Source organism: Thermus albus (assembly GCF_022760855.1).
Taxonomy (GTDB): Bacteria; Deinococcota; Deinococci; order Deinococcales; family Thermaceae; genus Thermus; species Thermus albus.
Genome location: NZ_JAKTNR010000004.1, coordinates 200,431 through 215,269 on the forward strand (window position 1 = coordinate 200,431; position 14,839 = coordinate 215,269).

The following is a 14,839-nucleotide window of genomic DNA, read 5'->3' on the forward strand; positions in this document are numbered from 1 at the left end:
GCGTTATGACCCCCGGTCAGCCGGAAGAGCCCCAGGGCGTGGGTCTTAAGGAGCGGGAGCTATGGCGCCTCCAGGCCCTAGCCGAGGCCTGGCGCCTCCTGGCCCCCTTGGAGCGGCCGGAGGAGGTGTACCGGGCCGTGGTGGAAACCGCCAAAAGGGCCACGCGGGCCGTCTCAGTTCTCCTCTTTCTCCACCGTCCCCAGGAGGATGTGCTGGAGCTGGTGGCGGCCCAGGGGTTAAGCCAGGAAAAGGTGGGCCTTAAGCTTTCCCGCAGCGAGGGCATTTCCTGGGTGGTGTTGGAGAAGGGGGAGCCTTTGTATCTGGCGGATGTGACCCAGGAGCCTAGGGTTATCTTTCTTTCCGGCAAGCCCCAGCCTGGGGTCTATTTGGGCGTACCCTTGCGGAATGCGGAGGGAAAGACTTTTGGCGTGCTTTCCATGGACACCGCCGGGGGTGTGGGGGAGATCCTCCCCGAAGAGGAGTTTTGGATCCAGGCCCTGGCGGAGGCGGCGGGTTTGGTGTTAGCTCGCATTGAAGCTCTGGAGCTGGCCAAGGCCGAGGCTGCCCGGGCCCAGGCCCTTCTTGAGCTATCCCTGGCCCTGGAAGCTGCCCGCGACCCTCTTGTCATGGCCAAAGAGGCCTTGGAAACCCTCCTCCGCCTCACTCCTTACCATGCCGGGGCCCTTTACCTTTTTCAGGAAGGGACGGTACGCCCTGCCGTCACAGCAGGCCGTTACCCTCTGGGCTTTACCCAGCTTTACGAGGAATATCCCATCCATTTTGGAGAAGGTCTTTTGGGCCACCCCAGGCTCTGGGAAGGGCCGGTGTATGTGGAAGATTACGCCCAGTTCCCTAGAGCTTTAAGGCCCTATGTAGAAAACGGTCTTCGCTCTGCCCTCCTGGTACCCTTAAGGCCTGAGGGAAGGCGGTACGGGGTTTTGGCCCTGGGTTCCTTTGAGGAAAGGGTGCCCTATAACCCGAAGGATGAGAAGGTTTTGCGGCTTGTGGCCAAGAGGCTCGAGGAGGCCTTGGAGCGCCTATCCCACATTAAGGCCTTAAGCCATACCCGGGAGGCGGCCCTTATGGCCTTGGCTCGGGTCCTGGAATACCGGGACCTGGAGACCAAGGGGCATACGGAGCGGGTGGTGGAGCTCTCTTTGCGCTTGGGTCGGGCGGTGGGGTTTCCCGACCTGGAGGGCCTCCGCCTGGGGGCTTACTTCCACGACCTGGGGAAGCTGGCTCTGCCCGACGAGATCCTTCGCAAACCCACGGTTCTGCATCCCGACGAGTGGCGGGTGGTGAAGACCCATCCCCAGGTGGGCCTGGAAATCCTCAAAAACTTACCCTTTCTTCCCCAGACTGCCTTGAACGTGGTCCTCTACCACCACGAGCGCTGGGATGGTTCGGGTTACCCCCGGGGGCTGAAGAGGGAAGAGATCCCTTTGGAGGCACGGATCTTTGCCGTGGCGGACGTGTACGATGCCTTGCTTTCCCAGCGCCCTTACAAGCGGGCCTGGATGGTGAAAGAGGCCAAGAAAGAGCTTGGGGCCCAGGCGGGTAAGGGCCTGGACCCCAGGTTGGTGGCGGCCTTTCTGGATATTATCTAGATCTACTCCACCGTCACGCTCTTGGCCAGGTTCCGGGGTTGGTCCACATCCCGCCCCAGGAGGACGGCGATCTCGTAGGCCAGAAGCTGGAGGGGCACCACGCTCACGATGGGGGCCAAAAGGGGGTGGATCCCGGGCACGTAGAACACATCCTGGGCCAGCTTGGTTATCTCGGTATCCCCCTCGGTGGCGACGGCGATCACCTTCCCTCCCCGGGCCCGCACCTCCTGGATGTTGGATAGCGTCTTCTCGTAGAGGGGCCCTTGGGTGGCCAGGACCACCACGGGCAGGTGCTCGTCTATGAGGGCGATGGGCCCATGCTTCATCTCCCCGGCGGGGTAGGCCTCCGCGTGGATGTAGCTGATTTCCTTAAGCTTCAAGGCCCCCTCGTAGGCGGTGGGGGCCTGGACATGCCGGCCCAGGAAGAGGAAGTCCTGGGCCTGGTGGTACTTCTCCGCCAAATGAGCGATGAGGGGCCGCTTTTCCAAAACTTCCTCCACCAACCGGGGGAGTTTGCGCATCTCCTGGATGAGCTCCCTGGCCCTTTCCCGGGAAAGGACGCCCCGGCTTCGGCCCAGGTGGACCGCCAGCATGGCCATGGCGGCCAGCATGGCGGTGTAGGCCTTGGTGGAGGCCACCCCGATCTCAGGCCCGGCGTGGATGTAGAGGACGTCCTCCACTTCCCGGGTGAGGCTGGAACCCTTGGCGTTGATGACCCCCAGGGTCCTTGCCCCCTTGGCCTTGGCCTCTCTTAGGCCCTCCAGGGTGTCTATGGTTTCTCCCGACTGGCTGATGGCCACGGCCAACGTTCTTTCGTCCACTATGGGGTCGCGGTAGCGGTATTCGCTGGCCACATCCCACTCCGTGGGGATCCGGGCCAAGGCCTCCAGGAGGTATTTTCCGTACCAGCCGGCGTAGCCCGCGGTGCCGCAGGCGATCATGTGGATGCGGTCTATGGCCTTGGGGTCCAGGTTCAGGCCTAGGTCCACATCCCCTTCCTCCTCCCTCAGGCGCCCCCCCAGGGTGTTTTCCAAGACCCAAGGTTGTTCGTAGATCTCCTTCAGCATGTAGTGGGGGAAGCCTCCTTTTTCGGCGGCCTCGAGGGTCCAGTCCACCTCCACCACCTCCCGGGCCAGGGGCTTCCCCCCTAGATCCCTGATCTCCACCCCTTCGCGGGTGATGCGGGCCAGGTCCCCATCGTGGAGGAAGATGACCCGGCGGGTGTAGGGAAGGAGGGCGGGCACGTCCGAGGCCAAAAAGTTCTCCCCCTCCCCTAGGCCGATCACCAGGGGGCTCACCGTGCGGGCGGCCACCAGCTCCTCGTGGTCCTGGTGGACCGCCACCACCGCATAGGCCCCCCGCACCTCCTTTAGGGCTTCCCGCAGGGCTTGGAAGAGGTCCCCTTGGTACTTTTCCTCTAGGAGATGGGCCAGGACCTCACTATCGGTTTCCGAACGGAAGCGGTGGCCCCGGGCCCTAAGGGCCTCCTTGAGCTCTAGGTAGTTCTCAATGATCCCGTTATGGATCACGGCGATCCTGCCGTCTTCCGTGGTGTGGGGGTGGGCGTTGGGGTCGGTGGGGGCCCCGTGGGTGGCCCAGCGGGTGTGGCCGATGCCCAAAGGGCCCTCCAGACGCTCCCCTTTGAGGGCGCTCTCCAGGGTGGAAAGCTTCCCCGAGCGCTTCACCACCCTAAGGCCTTCGGGGGTCCTGACCGCCACCCCAGCCGAGTCGTACCCCCGGTACTCAAGCCGCCTAAGCCCCTCTATCAGCACGTCCGTGGCGTTGCGAAAGCCGATATACCCTACAATGCCGCACATAAAGCTCCCATTCGGGTGGCGCAAGGCCTACCCGCTGACTTCCCTTTTGCGCCCTGCCCCTCGGTTGTCCCCAGTGGGGCTTTCCCTTGGGGCTTTTCTCAGGCGGGCGGGGCGGGCACACCCCGGGCGGCATCCGCGGATTCCTCGACCTTTCCCGGTTTCCCGGTTATCCCCTTTAGGGGTCCGCCACCTCGTCAGGCCTATCTTGGCCCCCTGCGCTTCCCGCCTTCCTACATCTGGCTAGGATTTTTCCTGCCTTCCCACCTCCCCTCCGGGGGAGTATAGCAAACCTTAAGGCCTAGGTGCTTGACAAGGCCCGGGTGAGGCTTTTATGATAGCGGCGGACGCAAGGCAGAAAAAGTTTCGCCGTTGGTCTTGCGTCCCGGAAAGCGCCCTTTGGGGAGGAAACGCGGCAACTCGCCCAAACGGGGCTTCCCGAAACCCTAAAGGGGGTGTAAGGAAGTATGAAGAAAAGGCTAGTGATGCTACTGGCAGGGCTTTTGACCGTACTCTCCATGGGGTTCGGTCTGGCCCAGTTCTCCGACGTGCCCGCCGGCCACTGGGCCAAGGAGGCGGTGGAGGCCCTGGCGGCCAAGGGGATCATCGTGGGCTTCCCCGATGGCACCTACCGGGGCAACGAGACCCTCACCCGCTATCAGGCGGCCCTCCTCATCTACCGCCTCCTGCAGCAGATTGAGGAGGAGCTGAAGGCCAAGGGCGAGTCCCCTACCATGGAGGCCATGGCCCCTGAGGACCTCGAGGCCCTGAAGAACGCGGTGCAGGAGCTAGCCGCGGAGCTGGCTGCCCTTGGGGTGCGGGTCTCGGCCCTGGAGGATAGCGCCGCCACCAAGGAGGACATCGCCCGCCTCGAGGCCATGATTGAGGAGCTTAAGGCCATGCCCATGCCCGAGCCCGGGATGGACCAGGCTGCCCTCCAAGACCTGGCCGACCGGGTGGAGGCCGCCTCCATCGCCGCCGACACCGCCTTGGCCCAGGCCCAGCAGCTGGCCGAGCAGCTGGACGCCCTGGCCCAGGACGTGGAAGGGGTGAAGGGCGACCTGGCTGCCCTCGGCACCCAGGTGGAGGCCAACGCCCAGGCCATCCAGGCCCTGAATGAGCTGGCCGTCCTCCTCAACCAAGATGTCCTGGCTCTGCAGGACCGGGTAACCGCCTTGGAGAAGCTGGTTGGCGAAGGGCCAGAGCTTCCTGACCTGGAGCAGTTTGCCACCAAGGAGGACGTGGCCGCGGTGCAGGAGTTCGCCGCTGCCCTGCGCTCCGACCTGGTGGGCCTCTCCGAGAAGGTCTCCAAGCTGGAGGGCACCGTGGGCGACCTCTCCGGCAAGGTGTCCAAGCTGGAGCGGAACGCCTTCACCATCAGCGGTAGCCTGAGCCTGAGCTATGGGGCCTTTGCTGGCTCTGGAACCCAGTTTGATATTGACCGGGTCTTCTCTTCCAACTTCTCCACGGGCGATGGTAATGGGAATGGGCTCGTGGTGGATGAAGGGGACCTTGGACAGAACGCCGAGGGTGAAACCACGGCTAGACTTAGCCTAACCCTCAAGACCAACGCCCTAGACGCCAAGTCCAGCCCCGGTGGGTACAACGTCTATCCTGGGCTGGTGGGCTTCAGCTTGACGGGCTCCATTACTAACCCAGTAAAGGGGACTACCTATTTCCCTCTTGACGTTACCGTAGATGAGGTTTCCACCACCCTTGCTGTCGCCAAAGACCAGTCCTTGTCCTTCACCTTTGGCCGTTCGGTCAAGACCAAGTTCAGCGAGTACGTGTTTGACAACGACGGCGTGAGCTATGGCCACGGCCTGGTGGCCACCTACAAGCCGGGGGTCCTCGGTGCAACCCTTACAGGTGTGTACGCCTCTAAGGGTGGTGCCGACGGCGACAACCTTTATGCGAGGGGTGTAGGCCTGACCCTTTCCCCCATCCAGGGCTTCTCCCTTAAGGGGGCCGTGGTACAGCAAGGCTCCGATATCCTGGGGGGAGGCACGGGTTCCACCACCGTGTACGGGGCAGGGGGCGATCTGGCTTTGGGTCCTGTGGCCTTGTCCGGCGAGTACTTCTCCTCGGATGCTGCGCCCACCGCCAACGGCTACTACGTGAAGGCCAAGGCTGAGCTAGGACCGGTTTCGGTGGAGGGGAACTACCGGAACATCGGGGCCGGCGTCACCCCGGCCAACATGCTCTCCTACGATGCGGATCCGCCCAACACGGCCAACGCGGCTCCTTTCCATGCGGACCAGCAGGGCTACGGGGCCAAGGCTACCCTGTCCTTTGGCGCCATTAGCCTGGGTGGCTTCTACGATACTTACACCGGCACGGGGGCCCGGACCGCTTACGGAGCCGAGGCAGGATTGAAGTTTGCCGGCTTTAGCCTGAGCGGCTACTACCGGGTGGCCGATGCGGGGAACAATGGTACCCCGGACGATAGCGCCGACAAGGAAACCGCTGCCTCCAGCGGTTACACGTCTTCTGGCAGCAACTATACCCACTACGGTGCCATGCTGAGCCACGATGGCAAAGCCCAGGATGCCCTGATCCGGGGCCTCAACCTGACGGCTACTTACGACGTACGGCCCCTTTTTGTTTCGGGGGCTAAAACGGACATCGCTGTCTACGGGGATCTCTCCCTTCCCTTGGGCATCCTGAAGGCCAGCCTTCTTGGGCGTTACCACAGCCAGGTTGTGAGCGGCTCCGCAGCGCAGAGCTACACCACCTTCAAGTACGGGGTGAAAGCCGAAACCGAGGCCCTGGCCCTTCCCCTGAAGCCCAGCCTCTTAGGGGAGTACGTGGCCCGCACTACGAATGGCGGCAGCGCCAACAATGCCGAGACCAAGTACGCCGTGGGCCTCAGGCTCAACGAGTTCCTCTTCCCCAACTCCAGCTTTGAGGCCAAGTACGGTTCCTATGCCGCCACGAACGTGAACGCCATCCTCGTGGGTAACGCGGAAAAGGCCTGGGATCCCAGCGTGGACCACCTCTATGACTCCAATGTGAACGTTGCTGGTGTTAATGGCAGCGTTACTGGCTTCTACCTGAGCTGGAGCTACTGGGATCTGGTCCTCTCCTACGCGGACTTCGTGGTGGACAATAACGGGAACCCTGAGCACGGCCGCGGTTTCAAGATCAGCTACACCGTCAAGTTCTAGGGCTGTGGCTCCTAAGGCCCCCCGCCCCCTGGGCGGGGGGCTTTGCTATGGTGGAGGTATGCCCTTCCGCTACCATGGCCCAAGCCCCAAGGGGGACCAGCCCAAGGCCATCGGGGAACTGGTGGAAGCCCTGAGGGACGGGGAGCGCTTCGTCACCCTCCTGGGGGCCACGGGGACAGGGAAGACGGTGACCATGGCCAAGGTGGTGGAGGCCCTGGGGCGGCCGGCCCTGGTCCTGGCCCCCAACAAGATCCTGGCGGCCCAGCTGGCGGCGGAGTTTAGGGAGCTTTTCCCGGAAAACGCCGTGGAGTACTTCATCAGCTACTACGACTACTACCAGCCCGAGGCCTACGTGCCGGGGAAGGACCTCTACATTGAGAAGGACGCCAGCATCAACCCCGAGATTGAGCGCCTCCGCCACTCCACCACCCGTAGCCTCCTCACCCGCAGGGATGTGGTGGTGGTGGCCTCGGTGTCGGCCATCTACGGCCTGGGGGACCCCCGGGAGTACCGGCAAAGGAACCTGGTGGTGGAACGGGGGGCCCTCTACCCCCGGGAGGCCCTTTTGGAGAGGCTTCTGGAGCTGGGGTATACCCGGAACGATATAGACCTCGCCCCGGGCCGGTTCCGGGCCAGGGGGGAGGTCCTGGAGATCTTTCCCGCCTACGAGACGGAGCCCCTCCGGGTGGAGCTCTTTGGGGATGAGGTGGAGCGCATCCTCCAGGTGCACCCCATCACGGGGGAGAGGCTAAGGGAGCTTCCCGGCTTTGTCCTCTTTCCCGCCACCCACTACCTTTCCCCCGAGGGGCTGGAGGGGATCCTAAAGGAGATAGAGAAGGAGCTATGGGAACGGGTCCGCTACTTTGAGGAAAGGGGGGAGGTCCTCTACGCCCAGCGCCTCAAGGAGCGCACCCTTTACGACCTGGAGATGCTGAGGGTCATGGGCACCTGCCCGGGGGTGGAGAACTACGCCCGCTACTTCACCGGCAAGGCCCCGGGGGAGCCCCCCTACACCCTTTTGGACTATTTCCCTGAGGACTTCCTGGTCTTCCTGGACGAGTCCCACGTGACCGTGCCCCAGCTCATGGGCATGTACCGGGGGGACTATGCTCGCAAGAAGACCCTGGTGGACTACGGCTTTCGCCTCCCCAGCGCCCTGGACAACAGACCCTTGCGCTTTGAGGAGTTCTTGGAGCGGGTGCCCCAGGTGGTCTTCGTCTCCGCCACCCCGGGGCCCTTTGAGCTGGAGCATTCCAGCCGGGTGGTGGAGCAGATCATCCGCCCCACGGGCCTTTTGGACCCCCTGGTGGTGGTGAAGCCCACGGCGGACCAGATCCTGGACCTCATGGAGGGGATCCGGGAGAGGGCCGAGAGGGGGGAAAGGACCTTGGTCACCGTCCTCACGATGCGCATGGCGGAGGAGCTCACCGCCTTCTTGCAGGAGCACGGCATAAGGGCCCGGTACCTGCACCACGAGCTGGACGCCTTTGAGCGCCAGGCCCTGATCCGGGACCTTAGGCTTGGGCATTTTGACGCCCTGGTGGGGATCAACCTCTTAAGGGAGGGCCTGGACATCCCCGAGGTCTCCCTCGTGGCCATCCTGGACGCCGACAAGACGGGTTTCTTGAGGAGTGAGCGGAGCCTCATCCAGACCATAGGCCGGGCCGCCCGGAACGCCCGGGGGGAGGTCTGGCTCTATGCGGACACGGTTTCCGAGGCCATGGAGAAGGCCATCCGGGAGACCAACCGGAGGAGGGCCCTGCAGGAGGCCTACAACCGGGAGCACGGCATCACCCCCATGACGGTGCGGAAGGAGGTCAGGGCCATCATCCGGCCCGAGGAGTACGGGGAAGGGGTACCCCTGGGGGCCTTTGAGGGGGAGGACCTAAGGGAGCGCATCGCCGAGCTGGAGCTTCTCATGTGGCAGGCGGCAGAGGCCTTGGACTTTGAGCGGGCGGCCCGGATCCGGGATGAGATTCGGGCCCTCGAGGCCCGCCTGCAAGGCCTCCCGACCCCTGAGCCTACGGGGGGGCGCAGGCGGCGGAGGCGCCGCTAGGCCAGTAGGAGCACGGGGTTTTCCAGGTAAAGGGCCACCCGTTCCAGGAGCTTCCGGGCCAGGGGCGCCTCGAGGCCCGAGGCGGCCAGGACGCCCTCTTGGGAGAGGAAAAGGCTCGGCTGGCCCGTGTGGACCTCCTCCTCCGTGGCAAAGCAAAGAAGCCCTTCGGCTTCCTCCCCCGCCACGGGCTCCTGGCGGAAGAGGGCGAGAAAGCCATGGGCAGGCCTCACGCCCCGCACCCCATCCCCCACCACCAGGCCGATAAGGGGCCTAAAGGGGAGCTCCAGTTCCGCCAGAGCCCTTTCCGCCGCCTTGAGGAGGAAGGGCAGGGGGTTTTCGGGAACCCCGTGGACCCTACGGAAGGCCTGAAGGGCATTCCTAAGCCCATCGGGATTAAAGCGCAGCCGGTACACCTTTAAAAGGGAAGGCGTGGGGGGGGTGGGGAGGCCTGGAGCTGGGATAGGTGGGGGGATGGCCGCGGCCAAGGTGGGTTCTGGGGGCTTGGCCTCCTTCCCTGGGGCTGGGGGAGGCTGGGGGGGAAGAAGGTCCTCCTCTGGGGCCTGGGCGAGGGTGGGCTCCTCGGAGAACGCTTCCTCCAGCTCTTCCAGGGCCTCCAGGGGCTCTAGGGGAGGGGCTTCCTCCTTGCCGCCGAGAAGCAGGTCTTCCAGCTCCTCTTCCGCCTCCTCGAGGAGCTCCAGGAGGGCTTCCTCCCCTTGGTCTTCGGGGAGAAAAAGGGCCTCCTCCTCCACGGGGGTAGGGCTGGATTCCTCGGCCAGAAGGAGATCCTCTTCCAGATCCAGCTCCAGGTCCTCCAGGGCAGGCTCCAGGTCCAATTCCTCCTCGGCTACCTCCTCCACCGCCAGGGTGGGGGTCCTGGGCGTTTCCGGGAGGACGTCTTCCAGGTCCACCCCTTCCCGATTCAGAACTTCCTGTACGCGTTTCAACTCTTCCTCCGGGAGGGGGGGTGGGGGTTCTTCGGGCGCGGGGGGAAGATCCACCTCCCCCGCCATCACCCTGGCCAAAAAGGCTAGGATGTCCCGCTCCACGATGGTGCCCTCGGGACCGGTGCCCTGGAGCCTGCGCCAGTCAATGCCGTTTTCCTCGGCCAGGCGCCGGGCTAAGGGCGTGATCTTGGGTTCGGCCATCTTGGCCCTATGATAACAGGGTGGAAGCCAGGTTCGCGGAACTCTTGGCGGCCTACTGCCTCGAGGCCCAAGAAGGGGAGACGGTGTTGGTGGAAGCCGAGACCCCAGCCCTGCCCCTTTTGCCCTATCTCAAGCGGGCCTTCCTCAAGCGGGGGGCCTATCCTCTTTTCCGCATCGGCTACCCGGGGGAAGGGCGGGATTTCCTCCTCCACGGGGGGGCTTGGCTGGAGAGGATACCGGAGGTGGAGCGCGCTCTTTATGAGAAGGCGGACAAGTTCCTGCGCATTCTTTCCGCGGAAAACCCCCTGGAGGTAGCCTCCCTGGACCCAGGGCTTTCCCTCAGGCACCAACGGGCCTGGCGGGCTTTAGCGGAGCTTCGCCTTGGAAAGCCCTGGGCCCTCACCCTCTACCCCACGGTGGGCTACGCTGTGGGGGCGGGGATGGGCACGGAAGAGTTTCGGGAGTACCTTAAGGGAGCCTTATTCCTGGACCGGGAAGACCCCGTGGGGGCCTGGCAGGCCCTTTCCCGTTTCCAAGAGGCCTTGATCCAAAAACTTTCCCAGGGGAAGGAGCTTCGCATCTTGGCCCCGGGTACGGACCTAAGGCTATCCGTGGTGGGAAGGAGGTGGATCAACTCCGATGGCCGCCGCAACATGCCCTCGGGGGAGGTGTTTACGGGTCCCCTCGAGGACTCCGCCGAGGGCGAGGTGCGCTTTAACCTGCCCGCCTTTGTGGGGGGAAGGCGGGTGGAGGGGGTGTACTTGCGCTTTAAGGGGGGTGAGGTGGTGGAAGCCCGGGCAGAAAGGGGAGAAGAGTACCTTCTTGCGGCCCTTGCCACCGACGAAGGGGCCAGGCGGCTTGGCGAGGTGGGCATCGGCACCAACTTTGGCCTCACCCGCCCCACCGGGCTCATCCTCTTGGACGAGAAGATGGGGGGTACGGTGCACCTGGCCCTGGGACGGAGCTATCCGGAAACGGGTGGGAAGAACCAAAGTGCCTTCCACTGGGACCTGGTGCTTTCCTTGGGAGAAGGGAGCCTTCTTTTAGACGGGGAGCCCCTGGTGGAGAAGGGCCGCTTTATAGGCATCTCCGAACCTCATCCCTTCACCCCCTAGAGGTCCTTGCGGTCAAAGACCAAAGCCGCCAGGAGGGCAAAGCCCAAGGCGTAGACGAAAAGCAGGGGAAGACCAAGCCCAGCTGCGCTTGGCCTAAGGTGCAGGTCCAAATAGGTGGTGAGGAGGAAAGGGGTGAGGGCGGGGAAGGCCACCAGAAGGCGCATGAGAAGAAGGGTGGCTACCGCCGCCAAGGCGCTTGCCGTGGTAGAGAGGAAGAGGGTGGCGTAAAGGAGGGCCAGGGCAGCCAGGGGCAAAAGCACGCATCCCGCTAGCAGGTGGGCGCGGATGACCTCCCCAAGGGCTTCCCAGCCGCTTACATACCCCACCCCAGCAAACCCCCCGGCTCCAAGCCCCGTGCCCCCGTAAAATCCTCCAAGCCCATGGGGCAGGCCCGCCAAGAGGCTTCCCAGGAAGCTTGCCGAAAGGAGGACGAAAGGGTAAAGGAGGGCGGCGAAGAGCTTGGCCAAAACAAAGCGGGCCCGGGGCAAGGGGTGGAGGAGGAGGCTTTTTAGGGTGCCCTGGCTTACCTCGCTGCCCAAGGACTCGCTGGCGGCCATGACCACCAGGAAGGGGAAGAGGAACTCCATCCCCGCCATGAGGCTCAAGGAGGCCACCTGCCAGCCCGAGGCCAGGACCAGGCCGTACACCTCCTTAAGCCCTGGGGCCAAGGCCCAGAGGAAGGGGAGGAGGAAGGCGGCCATAAGCCCCAGCCCCACCGAGCGCAGGCGAAAAAGCTTGTAGAGTTCAAAGAGAAAAAGCCTAAGCATGCTTCACCCTCTCCTGGTAGTACACCCTCAGGTCAAAGCCTTGGGGGTGGAGGGCCCTCACCCGGTACCCCTCCCGGAGGAGGGCCTGGAGGGCGGCCTCACTGCTCCCCTCAAAGAGGATGGCTTGCCCCTGGATTCGCGCCGAGGCCACCTGGGGCAAGGCCTTAAGGAGGGCGAGGGCTCCTTCCAGGGGCTCAGCCTCGAGGCGAAAGACCTCGCGCCCCTCGAGGCGCACCTCGTCCAAAAGCCTGCCCCCGCCCAGGATGCCCACCTTGTGGGCGTAGCGGCTTACCTCCTCCAGGTGGTGGGTGGAAAGGAGGACCGCCACCCCTTCTCGGGCCATCTCCTGCAGCAGGCCATGGACCAGCTCCACCCCTTCGGGGTCCAGGCCGCTGGTGGGCTCGTCTAGGACCAGGATCTTGGGCCGGTGCAGGATGGCCGCCGCCAGGCCCAAGCGCTGCCTTTGGCCTAGGGAGTAGCTACCCACCTTCTGGTCGGCCACGGCAAGCAGCCTAAGCCGGGCCAGCACCTCGCTGATGCGGCCTTCGTCCTTAATCCCTGCCAAGTACGCCTGCATCCTCAGGTTCTCCCGGCCCGTGAGGTAGGGGTAGAAGGCGGCGGGGGCCTCCACCACCGCCCCTAGGTGGCGCCGGGCTTGGGGATTCTGGTGCACATCCTCCCCCAAAAGGAGGGCCCGGCCTGCCGTGGGAAAAGCCAGGCCCGTGACCAGGCGGATCAGGGTGGTCTTTCCCGAGCCGTTAGGCCCCGCCAAGGCGTACACCTCCCCGGGGCGGATGGAGAGGTTTACCCCTTCTAGGATGGGCTTTCTCCCGTAGCGCTTGCTCAGCCCCTCTAGCCTTAAGGCCTCCATGGGTGCTATACTACCCAGGCCCCCGGTCCAGCGCGACGGTCCGGGCGTGAACCGGGTCAGGTCCGGAAGGAAGCAGCCCTAAGCGCCACGGGTCGGGTGCCGCTGGGTAGCCGGGGGCAGTTATCCACAGGGTTATCCACAAGGTCTCGGAGTTGCTGGGCGCCGGGTTTAAACGCGTCAAGCCCCTTGGGAACGGGTGTTTTACTCACCCCTTTCTCTGAGGCGCCGTACGGACCACCCCCTTTTCCACAAGCCGGGCCACTTCTTCGGGGGCGTACCCGGCTTTCCTCAACACCTCTTCCGTGTGCCCTCCCAAAAGGGGCGGGGGTAGGGAAGGTTTTGCGGGGGTGCGGGAGAGAAAGCGCAAGGGGTTGGCCAGGGTGGGCAGGGGTCCCAGGAGGGGATGGGATAGGGTCCAGATGGCTTCCCGGGCCTGGGCCTGGGGGTCTTGGAAGGCTTCCGCCAGGTCGTTCACCGGAGCGGCAGGAACCCCGGCGGCCCTAAGCTTTTCCAGCCAGTGGGCTCGGGGTTGGGCCTTAAGGACGGCGGAGATGGCCTCCACCACCTCCTCCCGGGCCTCCACCCGCTCCCGGTTTGTGGGGAAGCGCCTTAAGAGGTCGGGTAGCCCCAGGACCTGGCACAGTTTGGCAAACTGCTCGTCGTTCCCCACCGCTAAAACCAGCCAGCCGTCTGCGGCGGGAAAGGCCCCATAGGGCACGATCTGGGCGTGGGCGTTGCCCAGGCGCCTTGGGGGTTTCCCCGTAAGCAGGTAGCTTTCCCCCAGGTTGGCCAGGGCGAAGAGGCCCACGTCAAAGAGGGAAAGGTCTATGTGCTGGCCGAGGCCGCTTCTTTCCCGCTCCAAAAGGGCGGCAAGCACGGCCACCGCTCCCATCATGCCCGTCATCACGTCAATCCAGGCCACCCCCACCTTCATGGGGGGGCCCGCTGGCTCCCCGGTGACGGACATGATGCCGGTATAGCCCTGCAAGGCGGCGTCGTACCCGGGTTCTTGGGCCCGGGGTCCCGTGTGGCCGAAACCGGTGATGGAAAGGTAGACCAGGCGGGGGTTTAGCTCTTTAAGGCTTTCGTAATCCAGACGGTAGCGCTTCAGGTCCCCGGTTTTGAAGTTCTCCACCAAGACATCGGCGCCTTGGGCTAGCCTCCGCACCACCTCCTGGCCCTCTGGGGTTTTCAAGTCCAAGGCCAAACTCCGCTTTCCTCGGTTCACGGAGAGGAAGTAGGCACTTTCCCCCTGGACAAAAGGAGGTCCCCAGCCCCGGGTTTCGTCCCCCCAGGGGGGTTCCACCTTGATGACCTCGGCCCCTAAGTCGGCCAGGATCATGGTGCAAAGGGGGCCTGCCAGCACCCGGGAAAGGTCCAACACCTTGATGCCGGAAAGGGGTGGCATGAGGGCATCTTACCGTTTGCCCGGGCTCTCGCCTGGCTTTCCGCCAGGGTTAGGGTCATTCAGGGGCAAATCCCTTGCGATATAGTGGGCGCGTGGTCCGGGCTTTGGGGCACCTTTGGGTCTTTTCGGTTTTGTTTTTCGTCCTCCTTCCCTTCCTCTGGATGGCCTACGCTGCTTTCATGCCCAAGGAAGCCGTGTACTCGGGGGAACTGTTCTCAAAGGTGGGTTTTAGCCTGGAGAACGTGCGGGGCTTGGCGAAAGAAGGGTTTTGGAGCCGGCTTTTCTTTTCCATGATGCTTTCTGGAGGGGTGGTCCTCCTTCAGCTCCTCACGGGCCTTTTGGCCGCTTACGCTTTGAGGGCTGGGCTTGGGCTTTTGCCCTTTTACCTGGTGCTTATGGCCGTACCCGCCGAGCTCCTTTTGGTACCCCTCTATGGCATTCTCAGAGGGCTTTCCCTTTTGGATACCGCCCTTGCCCTGGCCCTACCCTTTGCCGCTAGCCCCTTCGTCATCTACCTGGTCTACCAGGCCATGCGGGGGGTGCCGGAGGAGCTTTTGGAGGCGGCCAGGCTGGATGGGGCGGGGCACCGGGTGCTTCTTTTCCAGATCCTTTTCCCCTTGGTGCGGCCCACCCTGGTGGCGGCCGGGGTCTTGGCTTTTGCCGCCCACTGGAACCTGGTCCTTTACCCTAGGGTGATGGTCTCCGACCCCCGGCTTTGGACCCTCCAGACCTGGCTTACGGACCTGCAGCGCAAATACCCCACGGACTGGGGCCTTCTCTCCGCGGCCGCCCTCTTCTCGGTGTTGCCCATCGCCCTTCTCTATCTACTTTTTGAGCGGCGGGTGGTGGCCACCTTTGAGGAGGGGTTGAAGGGTTAGTGGCATTCCAC

The 14,839-nt window shown here is 64.1% G+C and carries 10 protein-coding genes and 1 other RNA gene; 6 read left to right on the plus strand and 5 right to left on the minus strand.

Features of this window, described 5'->3' with window-relative positions:
* Positions 1-5 precede the first annotated feature (5 nt).
* Complete coding sequence (locus L0D18_RS06360; protein ID WP_243028035.1) at positions 6-1,607, plus strand: HD domain-containing phosphohydrolase; 1,602 nt, start codon at positions 6-8, stop codon at positions 1,605-1,607.
* 2 nt (positions 1,608-1,609) lie between these two features.
* Here the strand turns inward: L0D18_RS06360 and glmS are convergent, their stop codons facing one another.
* On the minus strand, positions 1,610-3,424 hold the full coding sequence (glmS, locus tag L0D18_RS06365) for a glutamine--fructose-6-phosphate transaminase (isomerizing) (protein ID WP_243028036.1): 1,815 nt from the start codon (positions 3,422-3,424) through the stop codon (positions 1,610-1,612).
* A gap of 464 nt (positions 3,425-3,888) precedes the next feature.
* Here glmS and L0D18_RS06370 point away from each other — a divergent pair, with 464 nt between their 5' ends.
* Positions 3,889-6,588 carry an S-layer homology domain-containing protein gene (locus L0D18_RS06370; RefSeq protein ID WP_243028037.1) on the plus strand — a complete coding sequence of 900 codons (2,700 nt, stop codon included), beginning with the start codon at positions 3,889-3,891 and terminating at the stop codon, positions 6,586-6,588.
* Between the two features lie 58 nt (positions 6,589-6,646).
* The gene (gene uvrB, locus L0D18_RS06375; protein WP_243028038.1) at positions 6,647-8,644 is read left to right on the plus strand and encodes an excinuclease ABC subunit UvrB; all 1,998 of its coding nucleotides are present in this window, start codon (positions 6,647-6,649) and stop codon (positions 8,642-8,644) included.
* Here uvrB and L0D18_RS06380 read toward each other — a convergent pair.
* Positions 8,641-9,789: an E3 binding domain-containing protein gene (locus L0D18_RS06380; protein WP_243028039.1), complete on the minus strand. Its 1,149-nt coding sequence runs from the start codon at positions 9,787-9,789 to the stop codon at positions 8,641-8,643. The two genes, uvrB and L0D18_RS06380, sit on opposite strands and share 4 nt — an antisense overlap.
* A 20-nt stretch (positions 9,790-9,809) precedes the next feature.
* Between L0D18_RS06380 and L0D18_RS06385 the strand changes: the two genes are divergently transcribed.
* The gene (locus L0D18_RS06385) at positions 9,810-10,904 is read left to right on the plus strand and encodes an aminopeptidase (protein WP_243028040.1); all 1,095 of its coding nucleotides are present in this window, start codon (positions 9,810-9,812) and stop codon (positions 10,902-10,904) included.
* Here the strand turns inward: L0D18_RS06385 and L0D18_RS06390 are convergent.
* Entirely contained in the window at positions 10,901-11,671 is a 771-nt protein-coding gene (locus L0D18_RS06390) for an ABC transporter permease (protein WP_243028041.1), read from the minus strand. The genes L0D18_RS06385 and L0D18_RS06390 overlap by 4 nt on opposite strands.
* Complete coding sequence (locus tag L0D18_RS06395; RefSeq protein ID WP_243028042.1) at positions 11,664-12,542, minus strand: ABC transporter ATP-binding protein; 879 nt, start codon at positions 12,540-12,542, stop codon at positions 11,664-11,666. Before L0D18_RS06395 ends, L0D18_RS06390 begins: the two co-directional genes overlap by 8 nt.
* A gap of 19 nt (positions 12,543-12,561) precedes the next feature.
* Here L0D18_RS06395 and ffs point away from each other — a divergent pair.
* Positions 12,562-12,662, plus strand: an RNA gene (ffs, locus tag L0D18_RS06400) — signal recognition particle sRNA small type.
* A gap of 85 nt (positions 12,663-12,747) precedes the next feature.
* Here the strand turns inward: ffs and L0D18_RS06405 are convergent.
* Positions 12,748-13,950, minus strand: a complete 1,203-nt coding sequence (locus tag L0D18_RS06405; protein ID WP_243028043.1) for a CaiB/BaiF CoA transferase family protein — start codon at positions 13,948-13,950, stop codon at positions 12,748-12,750.
* A 161-nt stretch (positions 13,951-14,111) separates the two neighbouring features.
* Between L0D18_RS06405 and L0D18_RS06410 the strand changes: the two genes are divergently transcribed.
* Entirely contained in the window at positions 14,112-14,828 is a 717-nt protein-coding gene (locus tag L0D18_RS06410) for a carbohydrate ABC transporter permease (RefSeq protein ID WP_243028094.1), read from the plus strand.
* Positions 14,829-14,839 lie beyond the last annotated feature (11 nt).

Coding starts and splice junctions, on each gene's coding strand:
- L0D18_RS06380 (WP_243028039.1), bottom strand. CDS start 9,789: ATGGCCGAACCCAAGATCACGCCCTTAGCCCGGCGCCTGGCCGAGGAA.
- L0D18_RS06370 (WP_243028037.1), top strand. CDS start 3,889: ATGAAGAAAAGGCTAGTGATGCTACTGGCAGGGCTTTTGACCGTACTC.
- L0D18_RS06410 (WP_243028094.1), top strand. CDS start 14,112: ATGGCCTACGCTGCTTTCATGCCCAAGGAAGCCGTGTACTCGGGGGAA.
- L0D18_RS06405 (WP_243028043.1), bottom strand. CDS start 13,950: ATGCCACCCCTTTCCGGCATCAAGGTGTTGGACCTTTCCCGGGTGCTG.
- L0D18_RS06360 (WP_243028035.1), top strand. CDS start 6: ATGACCCCCGGTCAGCCGGAAGAGCCCCAGGGCGTGGGTCTTAAGGAG.
- glmS (WP_243028036.1), bottom strand. CDS start 3,424: ATGTGCGGCATTGTAGGGTATATCGGCTTTCGCAACGCCACGGACGTG.
- L0D18_RS06390 (WP_243028041.1), bottom strand. CDS start 11,671: ATGCTTAGGCTTTTTCTCTTTGAACTCTACAAGCTTTTTCGCCTGCGC.
- uvrB (WP_243028038.1), top strand. CDS start 6,647: ATGCCCTTCCGCTACCATGGCCCAAGCCCCAAGGGGGACCAGCCCAAG.
- L0D18_RS06395 (WP_243028042.1), bottom strand. CDS start 12,542: ATGGAGGCCTTAAGGCTAGAGGGGCTGAGCAAGCGCTACGGGAGAAAG.